Annotated in this window: 14 protein-coding genes; 3 read left to right on the top strand and 11 right to left on the bottom strand. The window is 42.1% G+C overall.

The window, feature by feature from the left end; all coding sequences use genetic code 11:
- Positions 1 to 249 precede the first annotated feature (249 nt).
- On the bottom strand, positions 250 to 882 hold the full coding sequence (locus CZ794_RS00970) for an RlmE family RNA methyltransferase (RefSeq protein WP_087039779.1): 633 nt from the start codon (positions 880 to 882) through the stop codon (positions 250 to 252).
- Between the two features lie 377 nt (positions 883 to 1,259).
- Here CZ794_RS00970 and CZ794_RS00965 point away from each other — a divergent pair, with 377 nt between their 5' ends.
- Positions 1,260 to 1,571 carry a YhbY family RNA-binding protein gene (locus CZ794_RS00965; RefSeq protein WP_087039778.1) on the top strand — a complete coding sequence of 104 codons (312 nt, stop codon included), beginning with the start codon at positions 1,260 to 1,262 and terminating at the stop codon, positions 1,569 to 1,571.
- Positions 1,572 to 1,708: 137 nt separating this feature from the next.
- Positions 1,709 to 2,431, top strand: coding sequence for a hypothetical protein (locus CZ794_RS00960; RefSeq protein WP_087039777.1), 723 nt, complete (start codon positions 1,709 to 1,711; stop codon positions 2,429 to 2,431).
- A 161-nt stretch (positions 2,432 to 2,592) separates the two neighbouring features.
- On the opposite strand, the gene CZ794_RS00955 is transcribed toward CZ794_RS00960, so the two are convergent.
- Positions 2,593 to 3,321 carry a CHAP domain-containing protein gene (locus CZ794_RS00955; RefSeq protein WP_087039776.1) on the bottom strand — a complete coding sequence of 243 codons (729 nt, stop codon included), beginning with the start codon at positions 3,319 to 3,321 and terminating at the stop codon, positions 2,593 to 2,595.
- Between the two features lie 238 nt (positions 3,322 to 3,559).
- Between CZ794_RS00955 and CZ794_RS00950 the strand changes: the two genes are divergently transcribed.
- Positions 3,560 to 4,075: a hypothetical protein gene (locus CZ794_RS00950; protein ID WP_087039775.1), complete on the top strand. Its 516-nt coding sequence runs from the start codon at positions 3,560 to 3,562 to the stop codon at positions 4,073 to 4,075.
- A gap of 298 nt (positions 4,076 to 4,373) precedes the next feature.
- Here the strand turns inward: CZ794_RS00950 and lpxC are convergent, their stop codons facing one another.
- The 9 genes from lpxC to pyrE form a co-directional block, all read right to left on the bottom strand.
- Positions 4,374 to 5,291 (bottom strand): UDP-3-O-acyl-N-acetylglucosamine deacetylase, encoded by a 918-nt coding sequence (gene lpxC / locus CZ794_RS00945; RefSeq protein WP_179207212.1) that lies wholly within the window; start codon positions 5,289 to 5,291, stop codon positions 4,374 to 4,376.
- A 318-nt stretch (positions 5,292 to 5,609) separates the two neighbouring features.
- The gene (gene ftsZ / locus CZ794_RS00940; protein ID WP_087039773.1) at positions 5,610 to 6,809 is read right to left on the bottom strand and encodes a cell division protein FtsZ; all 1,200 of its coding nucleotides are present in this window, start codon (positions 6,807 to 6,809) and stop codon (positions 5,610 to 5,612) included.
- Between the two features lie 247 nt (positions 6,810 to 7,056).
- A complete protein-coding gene (gene ftsA, locus CZ794_RS00935) occupies positions 7,057 to 8,349 on the bottom strand; it encodes a cell division protein FtsA (RefSeq protein ID WP_201509084.1) in 1,293 nt (430 codons plus the stop codon).
- Between the two features lie 193 nt (positions 8,350 to 8,542).
- Entirely contained in the window at positions 8,543 to 9,337 is a 795-nt protein-coding gene (locus tag CZ794_RS00930) for a cell division protein FtsQ/DivIB (RefSeq protein ID WP_087039771.1), read from the bottom strand.
- Positions 9,338 to 9,838: 501 nt separating this feature from the next.
- The gene (locus CZ794_RS00925) at positions 9,839 to 10,849 is read right to left on the bottom strand and encodes a D-alanine--D-alanine ligase (RefSeq protein WP_256958806.1); all 1,011 of its coding nucleotides are present in this window, start codon (positions 10,847 to 10,849) and stop codon (positions 9,839 to 9,841) included.
- Between the two features lie 30 nt (positions 10,850 to 10,879).
- Positions 10,880 to 12,316, bottom strand: a complete 1,437-nt coding sequence (gene murC, locus CZ794_RS00920) for a UDP-N-acetylmuramate--L-alanine ligase (protein ID WP_087039770.1) — start codon at positions 12,314 to 12,316, stop codon at positions 10,880 to 10,882.
- 99 nt (positions 12,317 to 12,415) lie between these two features.
- On the bottom strand, positions 12,416 to 13,501 hold the full coding sequence (gene murG / locus CZ794_RS00915; RefSeq protein ID WP_087039769.1) for an undecaprenyldiphospho-muramoylpentapeptide beta-N-acetylglucosaminyltransferase: 1,086 nt from the start codon (positions 13,499 to 13,501) through the stop codon (positions 12,416 to 12,418).
- 354 nt (positions 13,502 to 13,855) lie between these two features.
- Entirely contained in the window at positions 13,856 to 14,827 is a 972-nt protein-coding gene (gshB, locus tag CZ794_RS00910) for a glutathione synthase (RefSeq protein WP_087039768.1), read from the bottom strand.
- A 109-nt stretch (positions 14,828 to 14,936) separates the two neighbouring features.
- Positions 14,937 to 15,635: an orotate phosphoribosyltransferase gene (pyrE, locus tag CZ794_RS00905; protein WP_087039767.1), complete on the bottom strand. Its 699-nt coding sequence runs from the start codon at positions 15,633 to 15,635 to the stop codon at positions 14,937 to 14,939.
- Positions 15,636 to 15,692: the final 57 nt, after the last annotated feature.

Below are 15,692 nucleotides of genomic sequence, written 5' to 3'. Positions count from 1 at the left end.
TTATCAGAATCCATGCTATATAAATCTATCATAGATAAGCGTATTAAGCGCTTATTATCAGACGACTTTGCCTAAAACATATGTTTGAAACAAAGTTAATATACCATGATATGTGGTGCTCGCCTGAATAATTCAAGCAAGTTTTTATTTTATTCAGTTAACGATTGTAGCGGATTTAGACATCGATAATGTCTATGTGTGGTAACGCATTTTTCGGCGGTTTTTGATAACAACCTATTGAATTTAAAACTATTTGATAGCAATCCAAAACATCTCTTTTGAACGAGGGCGAGAAGCACCTGGTTTGATACTACGAATTTTACTAAAATCATTTTGCATTTGCTTGCGTAATTCTTGCATCCCCTCACCTTGAAACACTTTCATAATAAGTGCGCCACCTTGTGGTAAGGTTGCCAAAGCAAACTCCACAGCCAATTCACATAAGTACATCATTCGCGGCTGATCGATAGCGCTATTGCCTGCGGTATTGGGTGCCATATCTGACAATACCACATCGACTTGCCTATCACCAACTTCAGCCATAATCGTGTCAAATACGTCAGCTTCTCGAAAATCTCCTTGGATAAATATCACATCGGCCAGTGCATCCATGGGTAAAATATCAGAAGCAATCAAAACGCCTTTTTCGCCCACCAACTGGCTGGCGACTTGTGACCAACTACCAGGTGCGCTCCCCAAATCTACCACCGTCATGCCCTTTTTGATCAAATTGGTTTTTTCATTAATCTCTAACAATTTGTAGGCGGCGCGAGCGCGGTAACCATCTTTTTGAGCCTTTTGCACATAATGATCGTCAATATGCTCCTTCATCCAAGCACTACTACTCTTTGACAGTTTTTTATTTTCAATACGCGTGGCCAAAATACCTGCTCCTCTTGCTTTACCAATATCATTCTGTGTTAATTAATTATTGAGTAATAACTAAATACTGTATTGGTCAAAAACGACTTTTCACATTAACTATATAAGATATCCGCTCAATTATTTTAGATATACTATCCATTGAGCAATGAATTTGTTTGATGGTTTTAAAATGGTTAAATTCTATTGTGGAAAACACTGCTTTATCCGAGCATAGCGTTTATAATGTGACCAAATATTCAGTTTAACATTTTCATCACGTAAAATCGTGCAAAATCCTGCTGATATCATGCAAGATGCCCTCAGATTATCTATAATAGTCACTAATTGTGCCCAATAGCACCATCTTTTATTTTTTACCAACCTTTGGAAATTCTATGGAACTCGATAACGCTACCATCAAACGCCTACGAGGCATTGGTCACGAGCTTAAACCTATTGTTATGATTGGCAATAAAGGTGTTACCCCGACTATCGCAGAGGAAATTGATCGTGCTTTATCAGATCATGAACTCATTAAAGTAAAACTACCAGCCGGTACTAAAGAAGAACGTGATGTCATTGGCGCAGAGCTAGCTGCCGCTGCCAATGCAACTTTGATTCACTCAATCGGTCGTATGGCATTGTTATTGCGTAAAAACCCGCAAGCCAACCCAAAACTGTCTAATTTGGCACGTCACGCGCAGTAATTCGTGACGACAATATTAGTTTGAGAAATGTTATGCTGTAATCGCTGAACTGTTCAAACGATTACGATAGTCCCTAAAAGCCGCGCTGCTTGATGCTCGCGGCTTTTATCATATGTGTCTATGAGTATGAGTAAATTATGAGCCAAACCTTCACCCTTTGTATTGCCACTGACACCATAGTAGATGATGCCCAAAAGATTGGGGTGACTGCGGACGAACTCAGTCGTATTCACATTCAAGTAACTGCCAAAATTGTGCCCCAACCAACCTTGCATTTACAACTCACGTATTACATCGACGTACCCACACCATCTTTGGCTGCCAAACTTGATTGGCCGACTTGGCAGACAAAACAAGTGGGCTTTTCTGATTACCTGTGGGAGGAAACGTGCCTTGAGTGTTTTATTAAAGGCAGCCCAGTCAAAGATGAAGCTGGCTACCCAAAAAATGCAGCGTCCTATGTCGAAATCAACGCCAGTCCAGATGGGCGTTATGCGCTATATCAGTTTGACAGTTATCGCAATCCTTCAACGTTGCCACCTTCCCCTTTGTATCATATAGATAAACAAGAACGCGTAGGCATTCACTGGGCTAATGAGTCTTTGCAGCGCTCACCAACTTATAACTCTTTATCTATTAAATCCTCGCGAGCTTCTACCCTGACACGTTATGAACGATGTTTTGGCATACTTTTGAACCCATTACCCAAGCAACAATATGCATTTAATAACACTGTGATTGAGTACATACATCCCTGCGTCATTCTAAAGTTTAATGAGACTGCGCTGTATTTTGCCCCATGCCATGCCTCACCACCTGATTTTCATAACGCTCATCACTGGTCTAAATTTGAAGGGTAGTTCTATTTTGCTTTCTGATTGCTTTTTTATCAATCAATACAGAACCCTTCTTCAACTTTATCTCTAGCGCACAGCGCTGATTCAAACAAAAAAAAGCCCAGTAATGTTAAAACATTACTAGGCCTGGAGAAACTGGTCGACTTAAAGAGCAATTTAACTGACTATTTATCCGCCATAGCAAGGTAGATACCACGGTCTGACGCATCGTCAACGTACTGCGAATCGCGCCATGTAGTATAACTATGAGAGCCACTATAAGGGTTGATGCTGTTTTGACGGAAGTCAGACACCCATGTATTGCCATCAAAAATTTGGATATGACCATGAGGACGGCTTGAAGTGCGGTTAAAGACAACGACATCACCAACCTGGGGTTGCATATCGTTACTGATCTTAGTGAAGCCTGCTTGGGCCAGAGTGCCGCGTGAGGCGTACTGGTAAGCGGATGGATTAGGGGTAAATTCGTAACCGGCTGCTTGTAGGGCTTTACGTACGTAGCGTGCACAGTAACCAGAACTTCTAGACAGTGCTACTCGTGCGGCACTTGCTGCTGCGATAGCAGGGGCAGAGTTACTATCAGGGACACGGCTGGCTTGTTGCTGGCGCTGCTCATAAGACAAACGACTGGTTAAGGATGCAAGCTGATATTCTTTTTGCTTAGCATGGGCACTCAAGTTATCGATAGCTTGGCTGATCTCATCGTTACTATATACGTGAGCACCGCTGTTAGTGCTATAGATGTTACGACTAGAACCATAGTTCGCAGAAGTAGAAATATTTGTGATGGTATGACTCAAGGTATTATTCGGTTGAAAGGTGGTTTCGACAGCACCACTTGTCTGTGCTATACCCATTCCCAATACTGACAAAAGCAATAAAGCTTGTTTCATAAATTTACTACCTATTGTTAATACAAGACCGCTCGTCATCCATGACAAAGCATCAATTAATTTAGAGGATATAATCACAAAATAAACATGATAAAATCCTTGTTACAACAGCCCACTCTTTTTTCTATAGTGACTAGCGCTTATTACCTCGGGCTAGTCCAATATCTCACAAATCGTTTGTTATATACTGCTTTTAGCATGTCTATCGACGTTGTCACCCATTAGATGAGTCATTGCGATGTCAAAAAAACAACCTAATCGGCTTGCTAAGCTTATTGATCATCAAGCTTTTGCTGGTAGTGCGCTACCCCAAACCCTTGCTGACAATATGCGGCTATATACAAAAATGACCGCTGAGATAAAAGAGCTACTGGTAGATTGTCTACCTGAAGAGATCCTAAATACCTGTTGGGTGGTAGGATTCACTTCTGAGCAACTCGTACTCAGTGTTGGCTCTGTAACAGCTGCTAATCATATCCGCTATTTACAGAGTGCTTATTTGCGAGTGTTAACAGAGCAATCAATTACATTTAAACAACTCAAACAAATTCGCGTCGTAATTGCTAAAAATTCAGCTCATCATCATTCAATTCAACGATTATCGTCATTATCAACGATCAAATCAGAAACTCTTGAAATCAATGAAAATCAGGCCCTTAGCCAAAACACAAAGCGGACTATATCACAGGCCGCAGAGCATGTCACCACTGATAAAAATCTCAAAAACGCCCTTTTGCGTTTGATAAATGATTAAAAATCATGGCTTCTTAATGTAAAGTTATGTAAATAAATTCGTAAAAACTGGCGAATAACGCTGGGGTTTTGTAATGTCACCAACAAAAAAAATCATCCATTAGTCGCATTCAAATTATGAATATGACTAATGGATGATTTAAAAACTATCTGTAGCTTTTGTATTCTCTACCCTGAAGTAGAATTTTTAAAATAATTAAATCTTTATATTCAAAATATAGAATATTATAAGAATGTAATTATAGACCGATCATGTAATATTGCGTAAATGTTTCGATACTTCGTGTATATTCCTGTATTCATCCTTCAACAGCTAAATCTTCTAAAGGTAAATACTTGATAGGACAAGTTACATTGTCATCAAAAGTTACAATTTCAAAATTATCACGGTCAGATAATATTTCACGTACTAACAAATTATTTAGCGCATGACCAGACTTATAAGCATTAAAGCGACCCAAAATTGGATAACCGATTAAATATAAATCTCCCAAAGCATCTAGAATTTTGTGACGGACAAACTCATCATTAAAGCGTAAGCCTTCTTCATTCAAGACATTTGCTTCGTCGATGACGATTGCATTATCCATGCTACCGCCTAACGCTAAGTTGTTTTGGCGCATTGCCTCAATATCACGCAAAAAACCAAAGGTACGTGCTGAGCTTAATTGTTCAATGAAGTTTTGTGTAGAAAACTGCAGTTGCGCGTGCTGGAAGTTTTTATCGATAGCCGGATGATCAAAATCGATTTCAAAATTTAGCTCAAAGCCGTCATAAGGACGCAGTTCTGCCCATTTATCATCGACTTTCACACGTACAGGTCGAACAATTCTAATGAATTTTTTAGCCGCTTCTTGCTCACACAATCCTGCTTCAAGGAGCAATCCAACAAAAGGTGCTGCGCTACCGTCCATGATGGGTATTTCTGAGGCAGAAACACGAATCAACAGGTTATCTATGCCAAGTCCAGCAATCGCGCTCAAAAGATGCTCAACGGTGCCAACACGAGTGCCACCAAATACAAGATTTGACGACATCATGGTATCTTGCACCAAAAAGGCACTGGCTGGGATTGGCTGACTGCCTTCGATATCAGAGCGCTCGAAAACAATACCAGTATCCACTGGCTGCGGATAAAACTCTAAGTCAACAGGCTGACCACTATGGAGACCTGTACCTGTAACAGCAATCGCAGTTTTTAGGGTTCTTTGGTTCATGGCTGTCTTCTCACATATTTTGTTACAATTGCCATAGTGTATCATTACCTGCCCCCAGTTCGCTATAGCTAATACTCTTTAATTTGCTTATCTCCTTGATTGATAACACTTATCGTCATATATATTCATAATTTATAAGGCCTAGCATTGGAATTTCTTTTTAGAAATATCTGATTTTTTGAAACATTTTGTGCAAAAAAAACATCAAATATGTCTATTTGATGACAATTTTTATGACATCTACTATTTATGGGCATAAAAAAGCCAGTGACTCAGCACTGGCTTTTTAGTTCAATATATTCAGTGTCTTTATAAGCGTTACTTATTCTGTTGACGCTTTAGATAATCTTGAATACTGTTGGTTTTGGTTTTAGGTTGCTCTTGAGGAGCACTCGAACGTGCCGCACTGTCTTGATACAATTGGGCTTGCGATTGTTTTTGGCTATTTAACGCACTGGTATGTACATTAGGATCGACAGGCTGGGTACTATTAACCGATGGAACTGGTTGCTCGACCACTTCTGGCTCTTGACCTGCATTTTCGTCTAACGTTAGGCCTGTGGCAATAACAGTTACATGCAAATCATCTCCCATTTTTTCATCAATCACAGAGCCGTAGAAAATATGGGCATCATCGATGTCAGTGATTTCTTCGACTATTGCACTGATTTTACTCATCTCATCCAAAGACAACGATTCAGACGAAATCACATTAACCAATAGACCTTTGGCATTTTCTAAACGTAGATCATCGAGTAGTGGTGATCTGATGGCTTTTTCGGTCGCTTGACGCGCGCGATCATCACCGCTGGCACGGCCAATACCCATCATGGCGTGACCTTTTGCTGTCATCGCCGTACGAATATCATTAAAATCGATGTTAATCATACCTTCGCTAGCGATGGTTTCAGCAATACCCTGAACGGCATGCAACAATACATCATCTGCTTTTTTGAAAGCGTCTTGCATAGAGATGTTGCCGTAGACACTCATCAATTTATCATTTGGAATCGTAATGATAGAATCCACAAAGTTGGTCAACTGCTCAATACCCGCTTTGGCCGCTTTGATACGTTTGCCGCCTTCAAATTTGAAAGGTGTGGTCACTACTGCAACAGTCAAAACTTCCATTTCTTTAGCAATACGAGCAACCACTGGCGCCGCACCCGTACCTGTACCACCACCCATACCTGCGGTGATGAATACCATATCTGAATGCTCAAGTAAGGCACGGATGGCTTCTTCTTCGCTCTCTGCCGCTTCACGTCCTACTTCTGGGTTTGCCCCTGCCCCTAGACCACGATTTGTTTTTGCACCAAGTTGTAATTTGTGCGGCGCAGTTAAACGATCAAGCGCTTGTTTATCCGTATTAGCACAGACAAAGGTTACACCCCTAATTCCTTGTTGTACCATATGCTCAACCGCATTACCGCCACCACCACCCACACCGAATACAGTGAAGCTCGCTTGGCCGTTATTTTGAAGCTGGTTATCATCTGGCATGGTGTATTTTGACATAAAAAAGATTCTCCAGTTGCAAATAGCGTAATGGTCGATACGTGGTAACGCACTCATGAGTTGCGCTATCGACACACTATATATATAAATGTATTTAAATAAAACAGGGCTATGGATTAAACCATACAGTTTAGACAAAATATGTCATCACCGATCAAGGCATTACTTTCAATATTACATCATCTTTAGATCAGATTATTTCAATGCATTTTGCAAGGGGTCAATCTTCTAAACATTTAAAACACGACTACAATATTTTTTTCAGTACGCTCGCAAAGCGTTGTCCTGCACTTTGAAAAACCCCTGTTACTCGGTTTTTCTGGATCGCTTCAGGCTCACTTTTTTCACTGCGGCGGAACTGCTCGCTTTGACTATAGAGTAGTGTACCAAATGCAGTCTGATAAGCGCGATCATTTACTTGAATATTAAGCTGTTTAAAGGATTCATCGTTATCAAAATGATTGTAAGCACTGATTGCAGGATGAGTATTGGTCAATACCACTGGCATTTTGAGCAGCTTTTTGGCAAAGGGAACCATCCCTTTAATCATGCTACCGCCGCCAGATAATACAATACCTTTATCAATATATCCTATCAGGTCAGCGTCATGCAATTGACGAGCCACTTCAGTAAATATCTGGACATAACGTGCTTCAATAATACGGGCTAAGTTATAGACACCAATGTTGATCTCATCGTTTGAACCTTGTGGCTTGAAAAGAAAAAATGAGCTTGGATCGACGCTATTGACATCGACTGTCCCATGAGTCTTTTTAAGCTTTTCTGCCTCAATCATTGAGATACCGAAGTCTGCTGAAATATCCATTGTCACTTCATGACTGCCTGTGGCGATACAATGCGTAAAAATCAGCTTGTTTTCTTTATACACACAGATGCTGGTAGTGCTGGCACCGATATCAACCAAACAGACGCCTTGCAAGCGCTCATCGCTCATCAAGCTATACTCAGCACTTGTCACTGCATCAAATACAATATGATCAATGCCAACATCGCAGCTTTGTAGTAATTTTTGGATATTCTGACGACTAGACACTGGCATCATCATTAAGTGATACATCACAGTGATATTGTGTGCCATCATCTCAATTGCATCATCGACCATAAAGTCTTGGTCATCGACGTAGATGCCTTGCTGACAGCAATGCATGAGATAATAATCTGATGGTAAATCACGAGACTTGGCATTGGATAATGCTTGTACCATATCCTTGGCACGGACAACTTCATCCTCTACGCGAACCTCTCCTGCGCTATTTTTACTAGACAATTCAGGCGCAGCAAGTGTCAACCACACGCTATGTACACGGCAGTTGGCAGTATCTTCTGCTTCTTGTATTGCTTGCTTGATAGCGCCTTGCAGTCGTTCACGATGTTTTATTTGACCCTGATAAAAATCGCTGTTTTTAACCTGCCCTACGCCTAAAATACGAATGTCTTTTGCAGAGACAACATTGCCGATAACGACATAAACTGCCGTGGCACTCAAATGGACAACAACTAGATTTTCAGTATTTTTCATGTTACCAGACAAATTATCGCTAAACAGGAAACTGAATGACGTTCCCATTAAATCATTAAAAAAAGCGCTATCAACACGCTATGATGTTGTTTGTTCAATACTACTTGCTATAAAACGACATGCTATAAAATTTGCTCAAATCAAAATGCGCCTTTGCTTTGCTACATACCTGATTTTTGCTGTCTACTATCTACTATGGTAATTTGTCCGTCTGCGGCTGATTCATATTCCAAGCAATGGTAAAACCATTCTTATAGCGTAAATCGACAGACTGTATTTCATCGCGACGGCTCTTTAATTGATTGCCAAGCAGTTGGCTTAGATTCAGTAGTTTTTGGGCGGTATTTTCATTATCAACAATAACACGCAGTCCATTATCAAATCGAATCAGCCATGTCATTCTTGGTGACAAGATAATATCGTCTACTTGAATACCAAGCGGTGCATACCAATCGTTAACTTGTTGCATTTGCTGCATGATAACTGGAGCTTGTGTCAGTTCACCCTGTAAAGTGGCAAACTGTTCTTGTGTCAGATCTTTGTCATCTGCGGGGATAAAAACAACCCCTTTTGCATCAACCAAACGTTCTGTACCAAAATTGGCTACTGCTTGCTTAGGTAGTGCAGTAATCACGATACCACGCTGCCAATCGCGAGAAACGCTGACTTGATCAACCCAAGCCAAACCTGTTGCAATGTCTCTTAAAGCCTGTAAATCAGAGGTGAAAAAACTACTGACCTCTTGCTGATCCATGACTTGTTGCAATGATTGGTACTCTGCACTTGTCAAACCTTTATTACTAACATAAATAGCAGCAGGAGGCGCATCACGTAATGCTTTCCCGCCCATCATCAGAATCAATACAAGCAGTCCCAGCACCAATACCATAAAAAAGTATTTCAGTGCGGTTGGTACTTGCAGCTTAGATGTTGGACGACGGGTTTTATCACTCATCAAGTCAGTTACTTCGTTGACAGTTTGAGCCATAACGACCTTTGCCTCTATAAATTGCATAAATTGATTATGCAGGTTGTTAATATAAATATGCCGTCTTTTTTGCAGCAGTCTGTTGATTCAATATGTTATCAAAATCCTTGATAAAATCGGCATAAATGATACCGTTATACGGATTCAAACGTAACATTTTTCTCAATGTATGAATAACTTATAAACAGTATTCATATAAAACATAAATATCACTAAAATAGACCCATAATTACAATATTAACGTATTTTATGGTTAAACAATAGCCAAACACTGCGTAGTGACGGTGAATTTACACAAGTTTACACGAAGCTGTGTTATAGCAGCTCTAGCGACACATTTAAGTACTGCAAACCCTTGTATTTGGATGTACGACAAAGCATATGACTGTACCCTTCATGGTAATTTTTCTTTTTTAAGCCCATCTATTGAGCCTCTTTTTTAATAAAAAAGACTCAATAAAACGCTTTTTAATACAGCAAACCATTTAATTTAAACACTCACTACAGTGTTTGCGCCAAAATATGCCAGCATAAAGTATCGAAATCCATGCCACGAGCTTTGGCTGCCATCGGAACCAAGCTGTGACTGGTCATGCCTGGTACCGTATTGATTTCAAGTAACCAAAAGTTCCCTGCTTCATCTTGCATGGCGTCAATACGTCCCCAGCCTTTTGCATCAACAGCACGAAAAGCTGCAAGACTCAAAGCTTGTAGGTGTTTCTCATCCGCTTCATTCAATCCGCATGGAATATAGTAACTGGTATCGTTACGGTTATACTTGGCATCAAAATCATAGAAGTTTGTGATATCAGCAGGTTCAAGACGAATGACCGGGTAAGCTTCGTCATCAATAATGACAATCGTGAACTCTCGTCCCGTAATCCAGCGCTCTGCCATCACGGCATCACCGCACTGTACTGCGGTTGCATAGGCAGCAGGAAGCTCGTCAAGGTGATTGACTTTGGTCATACCAATACTAGAACCTTCATGTACAGGCTTAATAATGAGGGGCAATCCAAGCGTGTTAACCACTTGCTGCCAGTCAGTATCCGCGGTCAATAACGAAAACGGTGCAGTCGATAGGCCACATCCTTGCCAGAGCTGTTTGGTACGTACTTTATCCATACCTAACGCAGAGGCTAAAATACCTGAACCGGTTTGCGGAATATCAAACCACTGCAACACGCCTTGTAGCAAGCCATCTTCACCGCCCCGACCATGCAACACATTAAAAACGCGATCATACGCACGTAATTCAGTGATATCTTGATCCTTAGGATCAAAATGTGTCGCGTCAATTCCTTGGTTTTGTAGGGATTGCAATACTGCTGCACCACTGTCCAAAGACACGCTGCGCTCATTGCTACTACCACCATAGACCACGGCCACTTTGCCAAACTGGCTCGTATTCTTATCATTGTGGTTGGCAGTGTTTAGAGCGGGATGCACGTCTGTATTATTATTGGCTTGATTATCAAGGTTTACATTTTCTTGCGCGTTATTCGTTGTCATGGTGATAATTCCTAAAAGTCTTTTAGCTTATTAGATATAAAGATTGTTAGCAGCCAAATCGATGGCTATCTGTCCTATATTACCAGCACCTTGGGTAATAAGCATGTCGTTGGATTTTAATAAACGCTGCATCACAGGTGCCAGATTATCTTTATCTATAATCGTCGGCTCCACTTCCCCGCGCAAGCGAATACTACGTGCCAATGACTTGGTATCCGCCCCTATAATTGGACTTTCACCAGCCGAATATACTTCTAATAAAAGCAGCTCATCAACGCTTGATAGGACTTCGACAAAATCGTCATAACAGTCACGTGTACGGCTGTAACGATGGGGTTGGAACAACATGACCAATCGACGGTCAGGGAAACTTTGACGTGCCGCTTTGATGGTTGCATCCACTTCTTTTGGATGATGACCATAATCATCAATCAATAAGACATTGCCATCATCTATGTCCACACAAGCATGTTGCTCAAAACGGCGTCCAACTCCTTGGAATTTTTGCAGAGCGCGTTTGATAGCTTCATCATCTACGCCTTCATCAGTCGCCATGGTAATCGCAGCAAGCGCATTGTAGACATTATGCGTACCAGGAATGTTGAGCGTCAAACGTAGAGGATCGCGATCACGGCGCAATACGGTAAAGTGTGTCTTAGTGCCCTCTGTTACCAAATCGACTGCCTGTACGTCGTTAAATGGTTCTAGACCAAAAGTGAGGACAGGACGACCGATATCATCAATCATGGCATATAAATCAGGATCATCACCGCAGACCACAGCCAAACCATAAAATGGCATATTGTGTAAAAACTGAATATAGGCAGCTTTTAATTTATTGAAGCTGTTGCCATAGGTTTCCATATGATCTTGATCGATGTTGGTCACAATCGCTGCCATCGGACGCAATGATAAGAAAGACGCATCCGACTCATCGGCTTCTGCCACCAAAAAACGGCTACTACCAAGCGCAGCATTTTTGCCAGAAGCATTCAATTTACCGCCAATCACGTACGTTGGGTCAAGCTTTCCTTCTGCCATCATCGTGGTCAGCAAGCTGGTTGTGGTGGTTTTACCATGCGCGCCGGCAACCGCAATACCATGGCGATAGCGCATCAATTCGCCAAGCATATCTGCACGGCGTACGACTGGTAGACGCGCTTCAAGTGCTGCTTTTACTTCAGGATTGCTACGATCGATTGCTGACGACACAACGATGACATCGGCATTGGCAATGTTTTTAGAATCGTGACCGATGGATATCTTGATACCGATTTGCGCAAGACGCCTAGTCACCAAGCTCTCACTAATGTCAGAGCCACTCACTTGATAACCCTGATTATTCATTACCTCAGCAATACCGCACATACCCGAACCGCCAATACCAATAAAATGCAAATGCTGAATGCGGCGCATTTCTGGTATTTCAATCAAACGCTTGGGTAGAGCTTTTGCAGAGGTAGACATAAGGGTTCTCTTTATTGAAGACAAATGAGTTAAAGGCGAATAAAATTTAATCAATTAAAATAACGGGTTATGATCCCCATGAATGGCAAAATATCCCAGCTATAGGGTTTGCCAAATAATATCAGCAACGTGCTTACTGGCATGACGATTGGCAAGAGCATGACCTTTTTTTGCCATCTCCAAACAGGTATGACGATTCAGTTGACTCAGCTCATCGCTCAAACGCTGCGGCGTTAGCTCAGATTGCGGTAACAAAATCGCAGCATCATGCATCGTCAATGTGCGCGCATTCGCGGTTTGATGATCATCAACGGCGTGTGGCAGGGGAACAAAGATAGCAGCAATACCGACGTTTTGGATTTCAGTAACGGTCAATGCCCCTGCTCTGCAAACAATCATATCGGCCCAATTATAAGCAGCGGCCATGTCATTGATAAAAGGCTGGACCACGCACTTATGCTGACCCAAATCCTGCGCATCATAAGCGGCTTGTGTCGCGGTCTCATTATTACGTCCACACTGATGGCGCACTTCAAAAGGACGCTCTATCAAAGCCAGCGCCTTTGGTACAGTATTGTTCAATGCTTGAGCACCAAGCGAACCACCAACGACTAAGAGTTTTAGGGGCGATGTGTCATTCACATCATAACGAACGCTAGGCTCATTAACGCCCGTAATGGTATTACGCACAGGGTTGCCAACTGTCTCAACTTTTGAGTCCAATTCACTATGAGCAAAGGTATGCTCAAATGCCTGCAATACTTTGGTGGCGATTTTTGATAAGTAGCGATTACTCATGCCAGCAATGGCGTTTTGTTCATGGATAATCAGTGGCGTCTTTGTGAGTCGAGCCGCAATACCACCAGGGGCTGTCACGTAACCGCCAAAGCCAACAACCACGTCAATCTGATTGCTGCGAATGATTCTGACCGTCGCCATCGTGGCTGATAACAATGTCATTGGCAGTTTTAATAAGCGCCCAACACCTTTACCGCGCAGCCCTTGCATATCGATAGCATGAAAGCGATAACCTGTCGGTTCAACCAGACCATTTTCCATCCCATGCGGCGTTCCAAGCCAATGGATGACCGCACCGCGTTTGACGAGCTCTTCACTCACGGCCAACGCTGGAAACACGTGTCCGCCTGTACCAGCAGCCATCATTAATATGTGCGGTGTCTTCATGAACGCCTGCCTATCTTTTTTTTATTAATATGAATAACTTATTGTCCCTTATTTTTCTAACATCTCGACCAATAAGGGCCCCACAAAAACTCGCATAGTATAGAGTAAATCATCGGCTGATATACAGCACTTTATGCATGGTTGACAACAAAAATCCAAGCCGTGAACAATCGCGACTTGGCTTTGATTAATCAGCCTTAACAATCTCTAAGACTGACAGAAATATCGCCCCAATAATGTGTAAAATAAGGGGTCGTTTGAAATAGAGCGTCATAACCAAATATCTTAGCACAACCATCTTTAAGCATTGTGCACGTCCCTTAGCAATAAATTACGCTATCATTGCTGCTTGGCTCAAACTGCCAGTTTATTTTCGATTGCCATGACAAAGTCTGTTGCAATGTCAGTGCCGCACTGATCGTCAATCTCACGCACACACGTCGGACTGGTAACATTGATCTCAGTAATTCGGCCACCGATTAAATCCAAACCGACGAACATCAACCCTTTTTCTTTTACAATAGGTGCCACCACTTCTGCCACTTGGCGCTCGATATCAGTCAAAGGCATGGCAACACCGCTACCACCAGCAGCGAGATTACCACGCGTCTCACCTTTGGTTGGAATACGAGCCAAGCTATAATCTACCACGACGCCATCGACGATTAATACCCGCTTATCGCCTTCTTTAATCTCTGGCAAATAACGCTGTGCCATGATTGGTAAGGTTTCAAGTTCCGTTAGCATCTCAAGCGTCACGCCGATATTGGGGCTATCGGCCGTCAAGCGGAAGATACCTGTACCGCCCATACCATCTAATGGCTTAACAATCACGTCTTGTTGCTCAGTAATAAACTGGCGAATATGCGCCTGCTTGCTGGTCACAATCGTTGGGCTCATATAATCGCTAAACCACGTCGCAAACAACTTCTCATTACAATCTCGAATTGCTTGTGGGTCATTGACCACAAGTACGCCTGCCGCCTTGGCATGATCCAGCATATAGGTGGCATAAATGAAGCGCATATCAAACGGTGGATCTTTGCGCATCAAAATCACGTCATAGTCGCTGACCAGACCCGTTGACTTATCGCCTAGTGTATAAAAATCCTGCGGATCACGTCTGACAGTGACAGGCTGCGTATCCACCATCAGCTCGCCACGATTCAACCACAAATCATGAATCTGACAATAACCCAGACTATGACCACGATCTTGAGCGGCCCACATCATTGCTAAGCTGGTGTCTTTTTTATAATTAACCCGCTCGATTGGATCCATGATAATAAGGATTTTTAAGGATTTTTTTTGATTTTCTTGATTCATGGTAAGGCTCACTTACGTTGTATGATAAATAGACAACCATAGGCGACTTAGTTAGCACTATGGCTTTGCCAGCTTCTGGCCGTCGCCTATAAAAACGTTCTACAACAAACTATACGCCGTACTGTTCACGATAATGCTGCATTTTTGCAAGTTGGGTCGCATCTTTATGCTGGCTATTTTCGTCTGCCAAATAACTGATCAAATCATCGATATCAACAAGAGCACGCACAGGCACTTGTAATGTTGTGGCAAGTTCTTGAATCGCCGAATGCTCAGCCTGACCTTTTTCTTTACGATCCAGTGCGACGATAATACCTGCAACGCTTGCACCTGCCTGCTCTAAAATCTCAACCACTTCACGCATAGCAGTGCCTGCGGTAATCACGTCATCTAGCACCCAGACGGCTTTGCCACTGACATCAGCACCGACCAAATTACCCCCTTCACCATGGGTTTTGGCTTCTTTACGGTTATAACCCCACTTGGCATTGATACCATGATGTAGCCATAGTGCTTGTGCCGTTGCTGCCACGAAGGGAATACCTTTGTACGCTGCCCCAAAAATAACCAGCTCTTGCTCGTTGGTACCCTCATTTTTTATTTGCTCAGCCAAAGCATCCGCATAGCCGCGCGCCAACAATGACAACATCTCACCTGTGGCAAGCAAACCTGCATTAAAAAAGTACGGGCTGATACGGCCAGATTTGAGTACAAATTCACCAAATTTCAAAACTTGATTGTCTAAAGCCAGCTGAATAAAAGCATGAGAAGAAAAATCTGGGTTTGAAGCGTGTTGAGTGTTAGGCATTAGGCATTCCTATTAACAAAAAGAAGGTCGAAAAATTTGCATTATTGTACGCATTAC

This window comes from Psychrobacter sp. JB385 (assembly GCF_900163785.1).
Classification (GTDB): Bacteria; Pseudomonadota; Gammaproteobacteria; order Pseudomonadales; family Moraxellaceae; genus Psychrobacter.
This window is presented reverse-complemented; position numbering and strand designations above follow the sequence as displayed.

Coding starts and splice junctions, on each gene's coding strand:
- CZ794_RS00965 (WP_087039778.1), top strand. CDS start 1,260: ATGGAACTCGATAACGCTACCATCAAACGCCTACGAGGCATTGGTCAC.
- CZ794_RS00960 (WP_087039777.1), top strand. CDS start 1,709: ATGAGCCAAACCTTCACCCTTTGTATTGCCACTGACACCATAGTAGAT.
- CZ794_RS00955 (WP_087039776.1), bottom strand. CDS start 3,321: ATGAAACAAGCTTTATTGCTTTTGTCAGTATTGGGAATGGGTATAGCA.
- CZ794_RS00950 (WP_087039775.1), top strand. CDS start 3,560: ATGTCAAAAAAACAACCTAATCGGCTTGCTAAGCTTATTGATCATCAA.
- lpxC (WP_179207212.1), bottom strand. CDS start 5,291: ATGAACCAAAGAACCCTAAAAACTGCGATTGCTGTTACAGGTACAGGT.
- ftsZ (WP_087039773.1), bottom strand. CDS start 6,809: ATGTCAAAATACACCATGCCAGATGATAACCAGCTTCAAAATAACGGC.
- ftsA (WP_201509084.1), bottom strand. CDS start 8,349: ATGAAAAATACTGAAAATCTAGTTGTTGTCCATTTGAGTGCCACGGCA.
- CZ794_RS00930 (WP_087039771.1), bottom strand. CDS start 9,337: ATGGCTCAAACTGTCAACGAAGTAACTGACTTGATGAGTGATAAAACC.
- CZ794_RS00925 (WP_256958806.1), bottom strand. CDS start 10,849: ATGACAACGAATAACGCGCAAGAAAATGTAAACCTTGATAATCAAGCC.
- murC (WP_087039770.1), bottom strand. CDS start 12,316: ATGTCTACCTCTGCAAAAGCTCTACCCAAGCGTTTGATTGAAATACCA.
- murG (WP_087039769.1), bottom strand. CDS start 13,501: ATGAAGACACCGCACATATTAATGATGGCTGCTGGTACAGGCGGACAC.
- gshB (WP_087039768.1), bottom strand. CDS start 14,827: ATGAATCAAGAAAATCAAAAAAAATCCTTAAAAATCCTTATTATCATG.
- pyrE (WP_087039767.1), bottom strand. CDS start 15,635: ATGCCTAACACTCAACACGCTTCAAACCCAGATTTTTCTTCTCATGCT.